The organism is Bacteroides sp. D2, from assembly GCF_025147085.1.
Lineage (GTDB): Bacteria > Bacteroidota > Bacteroidia > Bacteroidales > Bacteroidaceae > Bacteroides.
The window spans coordinates 6,757,225-6,776,558 of record NZ_CP102261.1 but is presented as its reverse complement, the minus strand read 5'-3'; the positions used below and the strand labels follow the sequence as shown (position 1 = coordinate 6,776,558).

The 19,334-nt window shown below is 44.9% G+C and carries 12 protein-coding genes and 1 pseudogene; 4 read left to right on the top strand and 9 right to left on the bottom strand.

All coding sequences use genetic code 11. The features are described 5' to 3' along the window. Positions 1–8: 8 nt before the first annotated feature. Positions 9–2,987: a SusC/RagA family TonB-linked outer membrane protein gene (locus tag NQ505_RS25545; RefSeq protein ID WP_255344630.1), complete on the bottom strand. Its 2,979-nt coding sequence runs from the start codon at positions 2,985–2,987 to the stop codon at positions 9–11. Between the two features lie 333 nt (positions 2,988–3,320). On the opposite strand from NQ505_RS25545, the gene NQ505_RS25540 reads away from it, so the two are divergent. Then, positions 3,321–3,542 (top strand): carboxypeptidase-like regulatory domain-containing protein, encoded by a 222-nt coding sequence (locus NQ505_RS25540; protein WP_004297975.1) that lies wholly within the window; start codon positions 3,321–3,323, stop codon positions 3,540–3,542. Between the two features lie 464 nt (positions 3,543–4,006). Here NQ505_RS25540 and rpiA read toward each other — a convergent pair whose 3' ends face one another. From rpiA to NQ505_RS25510, 6 genes are all read right to left on the bottom strand, one after another. Continuing rightward, on the bottom strand, positions 4,007–4,708 hold the full coding sequence (rpiA, locus tag NQ505_RS25535; protein ID WP_008998788.1) for a ribose 5-phosphate isomerase A: 702 nt from the start codon (positions 4,706–4,708) through the stop codon (positions 4,007–4,009). Between the two features lie 331 nt (positions 4,709–5,039). Further along, positions 5,040–5,690: a PAQR family membrane homeostasis protein TrhA gene (gene trhA, locus NQ505_RS25530; protein WP_008998787.1), complete on the bottom strand. Its 651-nt coding sequence runs from the start codon at positions 5,688–5,690 to the stop codon at positions 5,040–5,042. 80 nt (positions 5,691–5,770) lie between these two features. Continuing rightward, positions 5,771–7,690, bottom strand: coding sequence for a transglutaminase domain-containing protein (locus NQ505_RS25525; RefSeq protein WP_008998786.1), 1,920 nt, complete (start codon positions 7,688–7,690; stop codon positions 5,771–5,773). 18 nt (positions 7,691–7,708) lie between these two features. Then, positions 7,709–9,721 carry a DUF3857 domain-containing protein gene (locus NQ505_RS25520; protein ID WP_008998785.1) on the bottom strand — a complete coding sequence of 671 codons (2,013 nt, stop codon included), beginning with the start codon at positions 9,719–9,721 and terminating at the stop codon, positions 7,709–7,711. 29 nt (positions 9,722–9,750) lie between these two features. Further along, the gene (locus NQ505_RS25515) at positions 9,751–11,790 is read right to left on the bottom strand and encodes a DUF3857 domain-containing protein (RefSeq protein WP_008998784.1); all 2,040 of its coding nucleotides are present in this window, start codon (positions 11,788–11,790) and stop codon (positions 9,751–9,753) included. A gap of 95 nt (positions 11,791–11,885) precedes the next feature. Further along, complete coding sequence (locus NQ505_RS25510) at positions 11,886–12,785, bottom strand: diaminopimelate dehydrogenase (RefSeq protein ID WP_008998783.1); 900 nt, start codon at positions 12,783–12,785, stop codon at positions 11,886–11,888. 187 nt (positions 12,786–12,972) lie between these two features. Between NQ505_RS25510 and ruvA the strand changes: the two genes are divergently transcribed. Next, positions 12,973–13,575 carry a Holliday junction branch migration protein RuvA gene (gene ruvA / locus NQ505_RS25505; RefSeq protein ID WP_004306823.1) on the top strand — a complete coding sequence of 201 codons (603 nt, stop codon included), beginning with the start codon at positions 12,973–12,975 and terminating at the stop codon, positions 13,573–13,575. 1 nt (position 13,576) lies between these two features. After that, positions 13,577–14,569 carry a DUF3843 family protein gene (locus NQ505_RS25500; RefSeq protein WP_008998782.1) on the top strand — a complete coding sequence of 331 codons (993 nt, stop codon included), beginning with the start codon at positions 13,577–13,579 and terminating at the stop codon, positions 14,567–14,569. A gap of 400 nt (positions 14,570–14,969) precedes the next feature. On the opposite strand, the gene NQ505_RS25495 is transcribed toward NQ505_RS25500, so the two are convergent. After that, positions 14,970–15,806, bottom strand: a complete 837-nt coding sequence (locus NQ505_RS25495; protein ID WP_004297988.1) for a hypothetical protein — start codon at positions 15,804–15,806, stop codon at positions 14,970–14,972. Between the two features lie 95 nt (positions 15,807–15,901). On the opposite strand from NQ505_RS25495, the gene NQ505_RS25490 reads away from it, so the two are divergent. Further along, positions 15,902–17,335: a CCA tRNA nucleotidyltransferase gene (locus NQ505_RS25490; RefSeq protein ID WP_004321787.1), complete on the top strand. Its 1,434-nt coding sequence runs from the start codon at positions 15,902–15,904 to the stop codon at positions 17,333–17,335. Between the two features lie 444 nt (positions 17,336–17,779). Here the strand turns inward: NQ505_RS25490 and NQ505_RS25485 are convergent. Beyond that, positions 17,780–19,305: pseudogene (locus NQ505_RS25485) on the bottom strand (arylsulfatase). Between the last annotated feature and the right edge of the window lie 29 nt (positions 19,306–19,334).

Below are 19,334 nucleotides of genomic sequence, written 5' to 3'. Positions count from 1 at the left end.
CTTGCAGATTAAAATTTAATGTTGAAACCAAAGCCGAAACTAGCTGTTTGCGGCATTGAATAATCTTCAAATGCTCCTGCCATGTTGTTGTTACCCTGACTGGCTTCCGGATCGAGGTCAGGCAATTGTGCCCAGATCAGAATGTTTCTGGCAAATGCGTTTACAGAAAGTTCAATCGAACGTTTTTGAAGAATTTTGTAGTTGACAGCCACTTCACGCAGTTTGATGAAAGAGTTGTCATATACAGAAGATTCGTCGATGTCGTTCAAACGGCTGTAATATACCTGTTGTGCGTTTGCACCTGTGATGGCGATATCGTTTTTAGTTCCATCAGTTTTGTAGCCGTCAAAGATGATAGTACCATCACGGTTTTCCGTTCTCTTGCTGACACCATAGTAGTCTGCCAGTCCGGTTGTCCTACTATACATCTGACCACCCTGTTTCCAATCGAGCACTGCGCTGATTGTACACTTCCATAAGCGTAATGTGGTGTTGAAGCCCATCAGGAAGTCCGGAGAAACCTTACCGATAACCTGTGCTTCACCAGCGATAGGTAAACCGTTTTCGTCTACCAGACGATTACCATTCGCATCTCTCTTGAAGCCTACACCGTAGATGACAGGGAATTTCTCACCTGCTGAAGCGCGTACCTGCGGAGTAACGTATCCTCCCAGAGAGATATTCTCCACACCCGGTGCCAGTTCATCTACGTAGTTGTCGATCTTCGTCCAGTTGAATGCAAAATCCCAGTTGATATTCTTCGTCCGGATTGGATTGAAGCCAAGAGTGAATTCATGCGTGTTGGTATGAATCTTACCACCGTTGGTGAGCAGTTTGCTAGCACCGGTAGAAGAAGCCAAAGGCACTTCAAAAATCTGGTCTTTAACGTTCTGGCGTGAGTACGTATAACTGAATGTGATTAAGTTATCGAGGAAGTTCACGTCAGCGCCCACTTCATACGAACGTGTATTCTGCGGTTTCAGTTTCGGGTCGAAAATCGTGTAGTACGGAGTATAGGCGGTAGTACCTTTCATCGGGTACATGATTGGAGTTAACGTATAGAATCCACCTCCATACGTAGGAGTAGAGTAGTAGTTTTCAAGGAAATCACCTGCTTGTCCTACTTCCGCATACGATACTCTCAATTTGGCGTGATTAACTATATTGTTTTTCAATGCATCTAATTCCGTCAGGATAAAACCAGCCGAAATAGAAGGATAGAAGAAAGAGCGGTTGTTACGTGGCATATTGGATACATAGTCCTGACGTCCGGTGAGGGTCAGATAAAGCATATTTCTGTAAGAAGCCGATACGTTACCGAAGAATCCCACCGTACGGTTTTTCCATGTCTCTTCCTCTGTCTGTTGAGTAGTGGCGTTGTTGATGTGGTTCCATCCCGGGAAGTTGTAGTTCGTACCATATTCATAATACTTCTTTCTGTTGCTTTGGATAATTTCGTTACCCACTACCGCGTTCAGTCCCCAGTCTTCATTGATATGCCAGTCGTAGTTGATGGTCAGCAATGAGTTGTATGTAGCATTTGTCCAGCCGTAGTTCTCGATCTGTCCGCGACCGCCACCGGTGTTGCTACCATATCCGTAGCTGTCTACATAGTGAGTGGTGTAAGCATCCACACCAACCATGTATTTCGCGTTCAACTTGTGGTTCGTTGTGCCGAAATCAGTCTGATAGCTTGCATACACATTTCCGAAGAAGCGGTTGGTATCTTCCGTAAATTTGTTGTTTTCCATCGCCCAGTAAGCGTTGTCAAAGCTACCACGGAAAGAATTCTGTGTGTACGGGTTACCGTCTACGTGACTTGGAATACCGGCCAGATCATAGCTGGGAGGAGCTGCGTAAACCGTTCTCAACAGACCGTTACCGGAAGTCACTGCCTTGTCGATAGAAGTAGTGATATAGTTAGCTGTAAATCCGGAACTCCAGTTGTTAGTCAGTTTCGTGTCAGCACTAACCTTTACATTATATCTGTCCATACCAGTGCTTGAGATAATACCGTCCTGATGTGTATTTCCCAATGAGATAGAGTAGGAGCTTTTGTCGAGCATCTGCGCTACATTCAATGAATTGCTCCAGGTGATTCCTGTGTCGAAGAAGTCTTTTGCATTGTCATATGCCTGTGGAGTAGCCCACGGGTCAAGACCGGCTGCTGCACGCTGGGGAACATAATATTTTCCCTGTTGCTTACCGAACTTCTGCGTGTATTCGTTATCCGTGTTACCTCCATACGTTGCATCGTTGGGAAGTTCCGAAATCTTAGGTCCCCAAGAAGTTCCCGAAGTGGCACTGAATACCCCACCCGAACCTTGTGCGTATGTTTTCTGGAACTCCGGCAGACGACCGACTACATCGAAGCTGACATTAGAAGAGAAGCTAACCTGCGGTTTGCCTTTTTCCAGTCCTTTACCACTCTTGGTTGTGATGATAATCACACCATTGGAAGCACGGATACCATAAAGTGCAGAAGCAGCCTGTCCTTTCAAAATGTTGATACTTTCAATATCATTAGGGTCGATATCTACCGCACGGTTGGCGAAGTCCGCTCCGCTCACACTACCATTGTTCTGAATGTCTGTGCTAACATCCGGCGTACTGGTCACCGGCATTCCGTCAATAACGTAAAGCGGAGTGTTGTCACCCGAGAAAGAACGTGCACCACGGATAGTGATCTGTGAAGAAGCTCCCGGCATACCACTTGAAGGCTTCACGTCCAAACCGGACACCTTACCTTGCAACGCTCCCGCCAGATTAGAGTTGGCAGCTTGCGTCAGTTGATCCGATTTTACGTCCTGAACGGCGTAACCCAGTGCTTTTTTCTCGCGTGAGATACCCATGGCTGTCACCACAACCTCATCCAGTGCTTTCGCGTCGCTTTTCAAAACAACTTTTATCACTCCCGGTTTGATGGAAACGTCCTGCGAAATCATTCCTACATAAGAAACGCGCAAAGTTTTAGCAGAACTTGGTATGTAGAAGTTTCTGCCTTTATCATTGTTAATAGTTCTTTAACCCTTTTGAAGGTGCAAAATGATAAAAAGATACCGTTTTGGAGGCAATAATGTTCACTTTTCCTTGAAAAGCCTGATTTTGGTGCTATCTTTATGATAGAAATTATCTTTTAAAATATGCTAAATTGGAAAGGTGTTATTTTAACCTATCAGTTTTTGAATACTTCTTGCTTTCAAAACGATACTTTTTAGTTAAATACGTAACACTTTTTTCGGTTTGTCATAATTAGTGTTATCTTTGCAACCTGTTAGAGACAAAAAATCTGTTTATAGGTTAAATTTAAGAGAGAATTTATGAAAAGAAAATTGATGTTCTTAATGACCTTCCTTTTTATAGGTATAGGTCTAGTGACAGCGCAAACATCCAGAGTTACCGGTTTGGTTACCTCTGAAGAAGATGGGCAACCTGTCGTAGGTGCTTCAATATTGGTGAATGGCACTACCCTTGGTACTATCACTGATATTGACGGTAAGTTTACAATCACGAATGTACCAAGTTCTGCTAAGACTTATTGATTTTTCTTTCCTCCTTTCCTTCTGCTTTTTTTCTCCTATCTTGTTGTTTTTCAATGTTTTTGTTTCGGATTTTAAAAATTAACCTATTCTTCCGGTTTCTTTTATTGAAACTTCCTTTATCAATTCTTATCAATTTAGTAGTCTTTGCTTCTCATTGATTTTTGAGAAGGGATTAATATTCTACCCAAATTTTTAATAAATTTCCCGGTGTTTTTCTTTATCTAGGCGTTTTTAATATTCGTGTTTTGGAGGTATGAGTTAAATGTTACAATCTAATAGTGATTGAAATTATGAGTGATAGTAAAGAAGAATGCAAAAGACTGCAAGTATAAGTTGTCTGACACCCGGGTGTCAGATAACCTAGTTCTACTAACTAAAATAAAGGTAAAGCCATACTATTTAATTTGCATTAGAACAAATCAAATTTACGTCTCTACAAAATGGGATTTTCAGCTTGTGTTATTTTATTCCGCCACGATCACTTTGATGTCATAACCTATGAAAAGTCCGCTCTCTATAACACCAGTGATTGCCTTCAGTCGTTCTTCGAGCGAAGAATCGATGTCGTTGAAACGGGTGTCGAGGATAAAGTTGCCGTTTTCTGTAAAGATAGGTCCGTCTTTGCCACGAGCGGGACGAAGAACAATCTCCGAGGCACCCAGTCGCTGCAACTCATGCTCTACATAAGTCAGTGAGTCCGGAAAGACCTCTACAGGGATGGGAAATTTGCTTCCCAACTGATTTACACGCTTGCTGGGGTCGATGATGATGAACGTTTTGCGGCTGCTTCTAATCAGTAGTTTCTCTTTGAACATCGCTCCGCCACGTCCCTTAATCAAGTTCTGTTGCGGATCTACTTCGTCTGCTCCGTCGAATGTCCAGTCGGGCCGTTGGTTCCAGAGGGTAGTTTGGGGGATGCCTAGCTGTATGCAGGTCATCGAGATTTCTTGTGAGGCGGGAATCACTTCGATATGCAAGTGCTCTTCACGAATTCGTCGTGAGAGTTCGAACAGAGTCAGGTAGACTGTAGAGCCGGAGCCGGCTCCTATCACATCTCCGTCTTTTGCCGTGGCGGCAATTTCACGGGCTACGTGTTCTTTTGCCTCCCGGTTGATGATGGAGTCCGACCATTGCAGGTGTTTTATCAGGTGATTTTTCCAATCCATAAATTTGCGTTCTAAATCGTTTTCGTTTTAAGTTCCTCTTTTCTATATAACGAATTTGTGAATCTGTTTGTTTGTTCGTTTCAAATTCAGGTGATCTGATTGTTTAAATAGTTAATAAACGATTCGTTAATTTTTAACTTTGTTGCGTTAAACGTTAACGAACCTCTGCTTTTTATTAAACCGTGTTATAAGTTGGGCTGCTTTGGCCTGAAAATTTGGAGATGACCGAAAAGTCCGTATCTTTGTACTGTGTTTTTCATAGTATTAGATTTAAGGTTAACAAAGATTGGCTGTCTGGGATAGATAGCCTTTTTTTTGTCCCTACCATTCCTTACAGAATCAGCCAGATTGCAATGATATGTCCGATGCTGCCTCCCAGGCAAAACAAATGGAAAGTGGCATGCATATACGGTTTGCGCAATGAATAAAAGACAGCTCCCACGATGTATGAGACTCCACCGCCGATCAGCCACCAGAAAGCAGTAGTGGCTCCCAGTTCTCCCAGATGATCCAGCAAAGGTTTCATGGCCACTAATATGCACGCACCCATACCCACATAACAGGCCGTTTCGAGGTTGCTGTGTTCTTTCAGCTTTTTGAAGCTAAGAATGAAACCGGCAATAGCCGACAGCCAGACGAAAGCGAAGATTCCCCATCCCCATCCTCCGGCATGCCGCAGGACAAGTAGCGTGAAAGGAGTGTAGGTGCCCGCGATGTGCAGGTAGATAGCTCCATGATCGAATTTGCGGAGCAACTCTTTCAGTTTTCCCGGACGGCTGCCGTGATACCACGTAGAACTGATATAAGAGGAAAGCATCCCCGCCAGATAGACGGATACACAAGCAACTGCCCACTGCGGTTCCATATTCTCGGAAGCCTTTTCCAATAGGAAATATCCGGCCACGATTCCAAGCAGGATACCTGCTCCGTGACTAAGGGTATTTGCCCATTCTTCTATATTATTGTATCGTTTGTTCTTCAATGTTCCTTTTTTTGAATGGTTAAGTCACAAAAAATGTTGAGTCGCAAAGATACTTTATTTTCCGTAAAGCGTTTCCCTCCTTATTCTTTTTTTAAAATGATTTTTCCTCCATATTGTCCTGCCACTTGCTTGCGGAAATCAATGAATGCCGCATATTCATCCGGACTGTAAACCCCTTTGCACATAAACAATCGGTGAGTGATGTAGATTTCCTTATCTTTCACCTGAATACCGGAATGGAAACTGCCGAACTTGCTTTTCACGTCAAGCGGTTTCGGAAGTCCTTCGATTACATATCCTTCCGGCAGTTGGATGCGGATGCTGTCGGCATCTGTGTATCCGTAGTTGATGTAAATGGGATAGGTGCGCTTCGTCACAGGAGGAACACTGAATTCTTTTCGGAACACATTGGTGGGGATAAACAGACGGTTGCCCGTTTTATGCCCGTATTGATTGCTGGTGGCAGTGTAGTCGAAGGTGATAGACGGATTGGCCTCCTTGCACTCGCTGATTTGCAGGTTCTGAATATCGGCTTGGGATAAGTTGATGCTTGAACGGATGCGGTCTTTTTGTTTGTTGGGCTCCAGATAGACGATGCCTGCTTCATTCTCATATTGGAAAATCCGGGAGATTTCGTTCACCTCTATCCGTGCCTCGGCTGTGGGGGAGAGGGTGATGTTGGCAACGATGTGCTGTGTGTGCAGCGAGTCGGGATAGGTGGGCAGGCGATACATCTGGCCGCCGGTCGGTTCGATGAGTAAGGCATCGTGTCCCGCAATGTCTTGGTGGACATAGCCGAAGGGAAGCGATGGATTTGTACATTCCAGCCAGAGCGTATCTTGGGGAAGCGGAACTTGCAGGATGACGTGATTCATCTGGTTGGCACTGGAGAAGTCTGGTAGCAAACGCTCGTTGGTGGTGCTGATGACTGTATAAGTGGAAGCAATTCCCAACTCTTTCAGCATGGCGCGGGTGTAATTGGACAATCCTTTACAGTCGCCGAATCCCGTGCGACAAACATCGGCGGCGGCAATGGGCTGTAAACCTCCGATGCCTAGTTGGATGCTCACGTAACGGGTGGTTTTGGCCAGATAATCGTAGATTGCTTTCACCTTGTCCCGGTCGGTAGTGCAGCTGGCTGTCAGTTCGTGCAGCTTGGCGCGGAAAGGTTCGGTGAGCAGGTCGCGTCCGTCGAGCAGTTGGTATTGCCATTCTCCGTACTTTTGCCAGCTGCTCATATCGCCTTCCGACTTGTCGTACTTGAAAGCGGAGGGAGCAAAGTAGACACGTGGAAATAGCTTGGCGAAATCCGGACCGAAAGGTTCTTTGATGATGGGAGAGAGCTTGGAAGCGGTGGCTTCGATCACTTGCTGCCCGTCGGCTCCGGTGGACTCCTTCACTTCGATTCCTTTTCCCTGCGTGTTCAGTTCGCGGTATCTGCATCCTTGTCCTGCGGGCAGCTCGATCCGGTAAGTCGCTTTCTCCACTCCCTGGTTAAATTCTGCCTGCGGGACAAAAGGGAGATAACCGATCAGTCCGTTGTTGCATTTCATTTCCCATTCGTATTTCACTGTGAAAGGGAAAGAAGGATAATTACATTCGTAATAATAAAAATAATCGTCCGTGGTAAGCGAAGAGCTGTATTCACTTTTCTGTAGTTCGGATTTCTTTATCTTACGTACACTTTGTCCGGTGGCATTAAGGATTTCTCCGGAGAATTTCTGCAAAGAACGGAACATGTCACATCCGCAGAAGAAACGGGCTGCCTCCAATCCTTTACGGTTGAGGACGCTGATTGTCAGGCTTTCTTTTTCTATGGATTGAGTCATGGATTTGCAGAGAACCTCTGTGCGTGCTTCCACGATGATGGAATTGGCATCCTTGAGAATATCCTGTGCACATGCCGGCTGTATGTGCAGACTTAGGTAAAGAATGGCACAGGACAGACCGAATGCCCGGCATATCCTTTGTTTCAGGATGGGGTGGCTGGAACGAATCATTTTATAAATAGGTAAAGTTTATATTTTCTTGAGTACTAAAATCTCGTTGTTTTTCTCGGCAATCATTTCCCAGAACGCTTTCACTCCTTTGTATTCGTCGATGAGATGAAGTAGTTTGTTGAAAGCGAATGAGTAAGTGACGGTGATTGTGTTATTTTTTTGCTGGATGTTGTATCGGCAGAATCCTTGCCTGTCTTCCGTTTGCAGATTCATCGACTGTGGCAGTTCGTCTACGGCATATCCTTCGGGAAGTGTCAGGTTGACCACCAGCATGAGCTGTTCGGTGTAAGGCATTTCCAGTGGCAGTCGTCGTTCTACCTGGATAAACGGACACTTGCTGACATGCATGAAAATCAATGGGTTGACGTAAATCAGATGATCGTTTACGGTTGCCTGTTTCTCAAACTCGAAACTTTCCGTCACTTTGGGTGAGAAGATGTTCACTCCTTCCGTAGTGAACTTGGTTATCTTGATGTTTTCTTCCGTTTCCAGTTTGTTGATAAACTCCGTGCTGTCTTTGGCTGCATGGTAACGGCTGCGGAAACCGGAGGCGTATTGTCCGACGTAGCCCGATTGGCGGTTGCCGGTGATCTTTCCGTCAGGATGAATTTGAGCTTTGACGGATGAACGTATCTGGTTTTTCCCGAGCTTGCTCAAGTCTATCCAGTTGTCTTGGCCTATGCCATTGATGAGGCGTGCGCGGTTTACCATCAATACCGGTGGCAGGATATTCATGAATCCGTTGGTCACGGAACCGTCGAGGAACACAAAAGTGCTGTCGGTGTCGGCTATGCCGACAATAAAGGTATTGAGCTTCTGGATAGAAGGATGGCTAAGGGGAAGGATTCCCAGGTTTTTACGACTCATGACTACCGGATAACAGGGAATTTGAGCGTCACGCAACATACTCATTAACGCAAAGTTGATATCCGCATTGCTTCCTGTGCCGTTTTTGACAGCCTTTTTCACTTCGCTGCCGTAGAGGGCGTATTGCCCGTTCCACGAAATTTTGCTTTTGAGGAACGTGTAGATGGCCGCAATCTTGTCCTGTCGGTCGGAGAGCTTGTCGAGAGCCAGTGTCGCCATTTCGTCCCGGTACGGGTTGCGCATTTTGAGTGGCGAACCGAAATCTTCGTCCTCCATCAGCATTTTGTCAATTTCCGTCCAGGTGTGCGTAAATGATTTGTAGAGTGCTCCGGGGAAGCTGATCCCCCGCAGTTCGAAGTTGACGCCGCTCCTGTAATCGTCTGCACACCATACGTAGCTGTCCGGGCGGAGAGCGGGTAATTGTTTGCCGGTGAAACTTAGATGGCGTCCCGTACAATCGATTTTTTCGATCTGCCCATTCTGATATTGCAGGTGGAAAGATATGCTTTCCGACTGATCTTTCGGATTTAAGGTATGTGATCCTCTCATGTCGAGGTTGAATTCGAAATATTCCGGAATCGTGATGTCGTATTGTGCCAGGAGTACGGGGATATCTCTTTGAGCTTCCCAATGGTTGATGCTGTAATAAAAGTCGGAATTGATCTGATATTTGTATTCGAATACGGTTCCTTCGCGGACGGCAGGTATCGAAAATTTGACCTGTTCATAAGTTTTGTTGAGTCGCTCATTGAAAATCAGGTCACGTTTCATTTTGGTACGCACTATTTTCCCATTTTCCATATTGTAGGCCGAGGCGTCAATCTGACCGACATTCTCCTTCATGATTCCACTGTTCGCGTTGGAGTAAAATGGAATGTTGATGTCGGCATAAGACGTACCTTCGGATTTGAGTATCTTGATTTTTGTTTCGTATGTGTACACAAGCCGGAATTCGTTGTTAATCAGGTCGTAGCGGGCGGTATTCTTTGAATAGAGCACTACGGCTGTGGCGGCTGTGTCCGGGGCATACGCAGTCATGTTCAGCTCTTCCTCCGATGGTTTGCCGTATTTTAGGCTGGGGGTGATGGTGTTTGTGTCTGTTTGCTGGGCAGAGCTTTGCCACCCCAGTAGTAAGAAAACGAAGGTTAACAGTGTTTTCATCATGATTTTGGAGTTTTTAAGTTGTGATGATTCTATAGTTTCTTGAGCACGATGAGTGCGTTGTTTTTCTCGATCACTTTGGTCCATGGTTCCTGCAGTTGTTTGTATTGTTCGGTGAGGAATATAGGTTCTTTCAAGTAGAAAATATAATTAAGTGAGATTGTATTTCTCTGTCTCTGAATCATATATTTGCACTGCAAGCCGTCTCCTTGTGTCCGGATGACTTGTGGCTGGGGCGTTTCTTCCACTTCGTATCCTTCGGGGAGAGTCAGTGTAGTCAGCATTGTAAACTTGTACGGATAAGGAAATTCAATGGGAAGCACTCGTTCCGTCTGGATAAAAGGATTGCTTTTTAGTTGCGGAAAGAGCATCGGGTTAATATAGAGGTGGCTGTCCGTCTGGTCGGTTTGCAGGACGAAGTCGAATTCTTCTTCTATCAGTGCCCAGTCATTTTCCTGCTTTTTCACTTTCAGGTTGGTGACGGTGAGTTTGTTTTTCTGGCTGGCATTGCTTTCGGGGGTCGAAACGATACTGTCTTGTTTGTGCTTCTCGTTTGCCTGATATTCTACGGCTTCCTGTCCGTAGAGAATGGTGCTGCGATGTCCTTTCACTTGGTTTCCTTCCATGCGGGCCTCAATCTTCATAAAACTTTTGTTGTCGGCAAGAGCCATTACGTTCACCCATTTCTTTTCTTCTTTCACTTTCGGGGAGAGGATACGCGCTTTGTTTACAGACAGTTCGAGTGGAAGTATATTGAGAGCGGGCACGTCCATGGAGCCGTCTAAAAAGACGTATTTCTGTTTGTTTATGTCGTAGATGGCGACAATGAACGTATTCAGTTTTTGCAGGGAAGGGAAGTTGTAAGGCAGCATGCCCGACGAACGTCGGCTCAAAACTACCGGATAGGCTTCCAGCCCGAAGTCTTTCAGAATGCTGATAAGGATGAAATTCAGGTCGGCGTTGCTGCCGTTTCCTTTGGGAATCACCTTTTCGAGTTCCTTGCTGTAGAGCTGATAGCGTCCGTTCCATGCCATTTTCTTTTTGAGTATCTGAAAGGCGCAGATAATTTTCTCTTCGAAACTCATTTCGCTGTTGTATGCCTGTTTCGTTTCCGGGCGGAATGGGTTGGTGAAGGAAAGGTATTTGCCGAACTGTGTATTTTCCGGTTTCAACAGTTGATTGTCTACATCTTCCCATTTCTGGCTGTATGGCTTGTATTCGTTGGGGGTAAATTGCGTACCTTGCAGGTCGAAACTTACTTGCACCTTGTAGTCTTCCGGGCACCAGCAGTAGGGTTCGTCCTGACGGATAGCCGGAAGGTTGCGTGAGGTAAAGGTGGTTTCCTGTGCCGAAACGGTGAAGTCTTTGCTGACTCCGCCTACACTGCCTCCCTCACGTTCCGTGGCATGGATGGAGGAGTCTCTTTGTTTCACTTGTATGTAGTCCTTTCCCCGCAATTCGATGTTATAGATAAACACATGCGGGATGGTGATCTTATACTGGTTGTAGAGCATCGGGAGTTCTTCCTGCATCATCCAGTTGTCGATGTGTGAAAAATAGTCGGAGTAGAGTTTGTAGTGATATTCGATGACAGTGCCTTCTTTGACAGCGGGCAGAGAGAATTTTAGCATTTTATACAGGTTGTTGATCCGCTCGAAAGAGATGGATTCCCGCTTCATGGACGTTTTTATACATTTCCCGTTTTCCATATTGTAGGAGCAGCCTTCTATGTCGCTGGCTCTTTCCTGCCCTTCGTCCCTATCGGTGGGAGAGTAGTAGGGAACGGACACGTCGGCGTATGACACTCCTTGCGGTTTCAGGATTTTGATGCGTACCCAATGCTCGGTAGTCAGTTGAAAACCGTCGTGGTAGACGAAGTCACTTTGTCCCTGATGGAAAAGATAAATAGCCGTGGCGGTGGTGTCGGGGGCATAGGAGGTGAGAGATAGTTCTTCTTTGGAAGGTTTTCCGTACTTTAGATTGGGCTCTATGGTGGCTGTTGTGGCTTGTTGCGAGTGGACAGGCGACAGAAATTGTAACAGAAATGCGCAGAGAATAAATAGTTTTCTCATAATTGTGTTTTTGTAGTATGTTCACAAAGATAAAAAAAATAGAGAAAGGTGTATCACCTTTCTCTATTTTAATTTTGTTTTATATATAAAATATATTATACCAAATGTCCGATCCATTCCTCGCGGTCGCCGGGGAGAAGGTCGATAACGGGAACTTCTACCATCGTGTAGCATCCCGGTTGTTGCTTCATGGAAGCGCGTGCCACGCATACCAGTACTTGTGCGGTCAGTGCGGGGTTGTTGATACGCATATTAAATTCGAACAACTGGTTCTGTGTTTTGCCGGATACACCTTTGCGAGTCAGATTTACACCATGACCCATGTCCAGCAGGGCGTCTACACTCGGAACGAGTTTTACGTGTGTTTCATCGTTCACGAAGTAAGGATCTGCTTTGATGGCAGCGGCTACTTCTTCGAATTTATATCCGTCTTTCAGTTCGATGTATACCATGCGGCGGTGGATTCCCGTGCCGGTCGGAATGGTCATGGAAAGGGCAGCTTTCACTCCGTCAATCGCTTTTACGGCTACTGTGTGTCCCATGCTCATACCGGGACCGAAGTTGGTGTAGGTGATGCCTTTCGGAGCAATTGCTTCCAGCATGGTGCGTACGATGGAATCGCTTCCCGGATCCCATCCGGCAGAGATGATCGATACGGCTTTATGTTCTTTGGCGGTAGCATTCAAGGTACGGCGCAGGTCTACGATACCGGTGTGGATATCGAAACTGTCTACCGTGTTAATACCCATCGCCAGATATTCTTTTGCATATTTTTCTACGCTGCGGGTCGGCGTGCAAAGAATAGCTACGTCTACTTCTCCCAGCTCTTTTATGTCCTTCACTACTGCGTAGTTTGCTAACTCTTCCGGTTTGTTCTCTGCTCCTGCACGACGAACGACTCCGGCTATTTCGAAATCAGGTGTCGCCTGAAGCGCTTCAAGTACATAATGTCCAATGTTGCCATAACCAACGATGGCAGCTCTTACTTTTTTCATTCTTTTCTTGGTTTTAATGAACAAATTTCTTTCTTTTGCTTGCAAAAGTAAACAAATTACTACTAACTTTGGTTCATCTGCTTTAATATTTTTATTTTTTTCATATTCTTCATATCTAATGTACAAAAGAATAATCTGTGAAAATCAGTGTAATCTGTGGTGAGAAAGTTTTATCTTTGTCCCTGTTATGATAGAATATATTAGAGGCGAACTTGCCGAACTAAGTCCGGCAACCGCGGTGATCGACTGTAACGGGGTGGGATATGCCGCCAATATATCTTTGAATACCTATTCGGCTATTCAGGGAAAGAAAAGTTGTAAGCTATATATTTACGAGGCGATTCGTGAAGATGCGTATGTGCTCTACGGATTTGCCGAGAAACAGGAACGGGAGATTTTCCTATTATTGATTTCCGTTTCCGGAATCGGGGGGAACACGGCTCGTATGATTCTTTCGGCTCTCTCGCCTGCCGAACTGGTGAACGTAATCAGTACCGAAAATGCGAACATGTTGAAAACGGTGAAAGGCATCGGGCTGAAGACTGCGCAACGCGTGATTGTCGACCTGAAAGATAAGATAAAAACAATGGGTATGTCTGCTGCCGGAGGGGCTTCCGCAGGTTTGTTGTTGCAACCTGCCAATGCGGAAGTGCAGGAAGAGGCGGTGTCTGCATTGACGATGCTAGGCTTTGCTGCTGCACCTTCACAGAAGGTGGTGTTGGCTATCTTGAAGGAGGAGCCGGATGCTCCGGTAGAAAAGGTTATCAAACTGGCTTTGAAACGTTTGTAGTATGAAGCAACAGAAGATATATATGAAAGCATGGCTGGACGCTCATGGTCGTGCAAAAGCAGTGGATACGGATGAATGGTATCTGGATTTCGCTAACCAGCTATTGCCGTTGGTGGCAGATTCTTTTATATACGGTGGGAGAGAGTGGGAGGAAGACCAGAAGCGAGTGGCTTTGACGTGTGCCTTGTATTTGGAAGATTGCGTAGCAGACGGAGGAAATTGGCGTCAGTTTATTCATTGGCACCGGAAAAGCTACGGACGTTATTTGCCTTTTTACGCACTGACGGAGGAATATTTGCCGGACGAAATTAACCGTGAAGATATTGTTTTCCTTTTGTGGGCCATCAATTCTCCGGTTGGCGATGATTTTGATGGAGTAGAGAACCCGATGGATGCGGATTTGCTGGAGTTTGCGGATACGCTTTACAACCGTTTGGATGCTGCGTTCGAATTGGCTCCTATCAGCGATTATCTGGCAACGGACTGGCTGATGGAAACGGAGCTGATGCAAAAGAAGCGGATGCCTCTGCCGGTAGCTTTGCCGGGAGAAAAGATGCCTACGAACGTAGAACGTTTCCTTGAAGCGAGCAAAGGTGAACCGCTTTTATACTTTGACTCTTACGAAGCGCTGAAATATTTCTTTGTGCAATCGTTGAAGTGGGAAGATGAAGAGGATTCTTTGTTGCCTGACTTAAAGGAGTTCGGTAACTTTGTGGTTTTTGCCAATCCGAAAGGGTTGTTGATCGGTCCTGATGTAGCCGAATATTTTGCAGACAAACGTAATCCGCTCTACAATGCCGAACTGGCTGAAGAGGAAGCATACGAGCTGTTTTGTGAAGAAGGTTTGTGTCCGTTCGATCTGCTGAAATATGGAATGGAACACGATTTGTTGCCGGAAGCACAGTTCCCGTTTGAGAACGGAAAGGAGTTATTGCAGGAAAACTGGGATTTTGTGGCTCGCTGGTTTTTGGGTGAGTATTACGAAGGAGAATAAGAATTATAAGAAATAAGTACTGTTTATATAAGTGCTGTCTATGCCAATCAAAAAAAGTAACAATCCTTTTGCCGGAAAGACAAAGTCTGCAGTCGGTAAAAAGAAGACGACCGGAAAACGGGTCGGAAAATCAAAGCAGGAAAAGGCTAATAATCAGTTGAATAGAAGGATAAAATAAAGGCGTGTAGACCACGCCGTTTTTGGTTATCAGGCTACGCCGTTTGATGATGGCAGACTACGCCTTTTCTCCCTACCAGGAAACGCCTTTTCTCTCACGCAGAGGATTAAGAGTCTCATTATGCATTTGACGGGAATAGTTGTCGTTTATGAAAAATAACAACTATTCCCGTCTATTTTATTATTAACCAATGGCTTTTTCTGGTGGATGGCTTTCCTTTTACTAATCGGTAATTTCTTCCTGTGCTTTCCGTTCTTTCTTCTTATTGATGAATCCGATTTTCAGGTTGGCTTCCTCTTGTTCTTTTTTAATCTGTTCCATGGCCGAGAGGATTTGTGCTAATTCGTAAACACCTGCTGCGGCCTGGCGGTCGGTTGGACTCATTGTCGTTTTATAAGTGCGGTCGCCTATATATTCCACACGGATATTTTTGTCTTTATTGAGATTCAGGAATTCGATCACATTTCCGTCTTCCCCTAGTTTGTAGTCAGCTTTTTCTATTTTCTCGTTCATATCCGTTGTCTCGTAGCTGTCTTTGGAGCTTGGAGTTTCTGCAAAACTGCCGTCAGGAGCAATCACTTTCACTTTTGTATGGTGAATATTGCCGGCACCACAGTAGATGGAAGTCATACTCATTATACCTTGCTCGTTCACTTGGAAGCGGAGGTACGAACGGTGCATATTTTTTTCAATGGTCTGTGTAGGCCAGAGGTAGTTGCCGACTTGTTGATATTCGGCATCTTTTTCTAGTTTGAATTTGTCCTTGATGGCATTGAATTCTTCTGTCTTTGCCTGAAAGGCGCTATCCAGGTAAGCAAGCGTTTTTTGTTGTGCTTTTGTTTCAACATCGAGCATCAGTGCCTGTCCCGCCTTACGTGCTTCGAACGCTTTGGGATAGAGAATCTTGATACTGTCAATTTGTAACTTAGCTTCTTCATAGTCGCCACGTTCGTAGGCAGCCTTGGCAACCATCAGTTTTTCATTGGCTTTTTTCTCAAGGCCATTTCCGCAGGCAGCTAATGCCAGCGTACCACAAAAGAGGATAATCAGTTTTTTCATCACAAATTCTATTTACTGGTTTTATTAGCGGCAAAAATACAAATATATCCCTTATTTTTGTAATTTTGTCCCCTCAAAACTTATAACTAAAAAGAATGATAGAGTTGACTCAAGAGGAATTGAAGCAGCATTTTAGCGAACCCATCTTCGGACAGATAGCCGAAACGGCTGATACACTCGGTATGGAGTGTTATGTGGTAGGTGGTTATGTTCGTGATATTTTTCTGCAACGTCCCTCTAAAGATATAGATGTAGTAGTTGTAGGAAGTGGAATTGCAATGGCGGAAGCCCTTGGAAAACAGTTGGGACGTGGTGCTCATGTTTCTGTTTTCAAGAATTTCGGAACAGCACAAGTAAAATATAGAGGCACGGAAGTAGAGTTTGTTGGTGCACGTAAAGAATCTTATCAACGGGATTCGCGTAAACCTATTGTTGAAGACGGCACGCTGGAAGACGATCAGAATCGTCGCGATTTCACGATCAATGCTCTGGCCGTATGTCTCAATAAAGCACGTTTTGGTGAATTGGTAGATCCGTTTGGAGGTTTGGAGGATATGAAGGAAAAGACAATCCGCACTCCCCTCGACCCGGATATTACTTTCAGCGATGATCCCTTGCGCATGATGCGTTGCATCCGTTTTGCTACGCAATTGGGTTTTTACATTGACGATGATACTTTCGAATCGCTTTGCCGGAATAAGGAACGGATTGAAATTATATCCCGTGAACGTATTGCGGACGAATTGAATAAGATTATTCTTTCTCCAATCCCCTCAAAAGGATTTATTGATTTGGAGCGTAGCGGTTTGCTGTCGTTGATTTTTCCGGAATTTGCCGCCTTGCAGGGTGTGGAAACACGGAACGGACGTTCCCATAAGGATAATTTTTATCATACGTTGGAAGTGCTGGATAATATCAGCAAGAAGACTGATAACCTTTGGCTGCGTTGGGCTGCTTTGTTGCACGACATTGCCAAACCTGCCACGAAACGTTGGGAGCCTAAAGCGGGATGGACGTTCCATAATCATAACTTTATCGGTGAAAAGATGATTCCGCATATCTTCCGCAAGATGAAGTTGCCGATGAATGAGAAGATGAAGTATGTACAAAAGCTGGTCAGCCTGCACATGCGCCCGATCGTTATCGCAGATGATGTGGTGACAGACTCGGCTGTACGCCGTCTGCTCTTCGAAGCGGGTGATGACATTGACGACTTGATGATGCTTTGTGAAGCGGATATTACTTCCAAGAATATGGAACGTAAACAGCGTTTCCTGAATAACTTCCAGTTGGTTCGACAGAAACTGAAGGATTTGGAAGAGAAAGACCGTGTCCGTAATTTCCAGCCACCTGTGAGCGGAGAAGAAATTATGGAGATTTTCGGCTTGGAACCTTGTCGTGAGGTCGGAGTCTTGAAGAGTGCTATCAAAGATGCAATCTTGGATGGAGTGATTCCGAATGAATATGAGGCGGCTCATGCTTTCATGCTGGAACGGGCAAAGAAGATGGGAATGACGCCTATTCGCTGATAGAAGGACGGAACAGATATAAAATCAGGCATCGTAATCCTATAGTATTCAGACACTGATTTATGCGAATCAGTAGTTGAATTGGAGTAAAACAAGGCAGGAATGAACTAATCTTAGTTCTTCTAAGATTTAATTGGTAATATGCGATGATTTAATATTCATCATACATAGATTTATTCGTCTGACAATTGTTGTTCTTTCGTCTGACAATTGTCAGACGAAAAAGAAACAGCTGTCAGACGAATAAATTCATGTATCATTAGCCATACCCCCATTAGGTATCAAAAATAAATCTGCACAAGCTCGAAATTAGTTCATTTCAGTACCGGCATGAACAAGATTCACCTCTGTACCCTCCGTATCCTCTGTGGTGAAAACCGTATAGGAATGAATGATAACTTGCTTTCCAACTGCTGATTACTCATTATTTCTTTATCTGTGTGTTTACCGTTTGGGCAACGTCACCGAAAAATGAGGATTCGGAGTGTGTTGTTCAAAGATGATAGCCTTCATCTTTTCCACGATATCTGGATGTTGGAGTGTTATGTCATGATCCTCATGAATATCTGTTTTTAGATTATAGAGGAACGGTGTTCCTTTTTTCACTACCATTTTCCAATCATCCATGCGTACGGCAATCTGGTCTGTTTCATCAAACTCCCAATACAGAAAGTCATGTTTCTTTTGCTTATTTTTACCCAGCAGTGTAGGAGCGAAAGAAATCCCATCGAAATAATCGACTTCTTTTTCCTTATTGCGGTATTTCTTTTCGTAGTCTTTGATACCAATAACTTCGCAGAACGTCGGCATTAAATCATAAAATGCACAGATGTGATCGTTTACTTCGCCTGCAGGTATGTGTCCCGGCCAACGGGCGATAAATGGAATACGTATTCCTCCTTCGTGGCATTGACGTTTCAGTCCGCGTAGTTTTCCGTCTCTGCCGAAGAAAGTAGGATCAGCTCCGCCTTCCTCGTGAGGGCCGTTGTCACTGGAGAAAATAACCAATGTGTTTTCGTCCAGTCCTTTTTCTTTCAGTTTTTTCAAAACTTCGCCCACGTAATAGTCCAGGCGGGTAATCATTCCGGCAAATTGGGCGTGTGTATGCGTGATGGCGTTGTATCGTGAGCCTTCGCTTCCCTTAAATTCTTTATCCGGGTTGAATTTAGCTTTGTATTCATTCAGGATAGAATCTTCCGGCTGAACGAGTTCCGCATGAGGTAAGGTGTAAGTCAATACGCCGAAAAACGGTTGTTTGCCGTCTTGCTGATCCAGCCACTCCAATGCTTTCTGGTGAATCATGTCGGCCGAATATTGCGGACGTTTCAGGTAGTCGGGACCATACATCGGATATTGGATGTTTTCATCCATCACTACACGTACCACTCCGGTGTCACCCAACGCTTTACTATAACGGTTCAGGAAATTGGGATAATAAAGATGAGCCTGAAACTGACAGATATAACCGTAGTATTCGTCTATCCCCCGTTTGTCGGGAGTGGAACAGGAACCTTCGTAACCTCCGGCCCATTTACCGAACATACCTGTGGTATAGCCGTTATCTTTCATTATCTCCGGCAGGATTACGTGTCGGGATCATAAGGGTGTTGCCCCACTATTGAGTATTCTTTATTCTGTCCATATTCCACGATCGGTGCATTTTTCCAGTACTCCTTGTTACCTCGTACTTCACAATGGCCTGAATGTTGTCCTGTCATGAATGAAGCTCTGGAAGGGGCGCTGACGGGACTTCCTGCGTATGCTTGCGTAAAACGCATTCCTTCACCGGCCATGGCGTCTATATGAGGGGTACGGATAAATGGTTGACCGTAGCATCCTAAGTCTCCATATCCCATATCGTCACAAAGGATGAAGAGGATATTGGGCTGGGTATTTTTTTTCTGTCCGTTGGCAGATAGGGTAGATAGGAGCAGGGCACTGCCTATCAACGGGATTGATTGATAATTCATGATATTGTTGTCATTAAAATAAAAGCGTT

Excerpts from the sequence above, each read along its gene's own strand:
- NQ505_RS25500 (WP_008998782.1), top strand. The coding sequence starts at position 13,577 with ATGAAGCAACAGAAGATATATATGAAAGCATGGCTGGACGCTCATGGT.
- NQ505_RS25510 (WP_008998783.1), bottom strand. The coding sequence starts at position 12,785 with ATGAAAAAAGTAAGAGCTGCCATCGTTGGTTATGGCAACATTGGACAT.
- NQ505_RS25490 (WP_004321787.1), top strand. The coding sequence starts at position 15,902 with ATGATAGAGTTGACTCAAGAGGAATTGAAGCAGCATTTTAGCGAACCC.
- NQ505_RS25525 (WP_008998786.1), bottom strand. The coding sequence starts at position 7,690 with ATGATTCGTTCCAGCCACCCCATCCTGAAACAAAGGATATGCCGGGCA.
- NQ505_RS25520 (WP_008998785.1), bottom strand. The coding sequence starts at position 9,721 with ATGATGAAAACACTGTTAACCTTCGTTTTCTTACTACTGGGGTGGCAA.
- NQ505_RS25540 (WP_004297975.1), top strand. The coding sequence starts at position 3,321 with ATGAAAAGAAAATTGATGTTCTTAATGACCTTCCTTTTTATAGGTATA.
- NQ505_RS25515 (WP_008998784.1), bottom strand. The coding sequence starts at position 11,790 with ATGAGAAAACTATTTATTCTCTGCGCATTTCTGTTACAATTTCTGTCG.
- NQ505_RS25495 (WP_004297988.1), bottom strand. The coding sequence starts at position 15,806 with ATGAAAAAACTGATTATCCTCTTTTGTGGTACGCTGGCATTAGCTGCC.
- rpiA (WP_008998788.1), bottom strand. The coding sequence starts at position 4,708 with ATGGATTGGAAAAATCACCTGATAAAACACCTGCAATGGTCGGACTCC.
- ruvA (WP_004306823.1), top strand. The coding sequence starts at position 12,973 with ATGATAGAATATATTAGAGGCGAACTTGCCGAACTAAGTCCGGCAACC.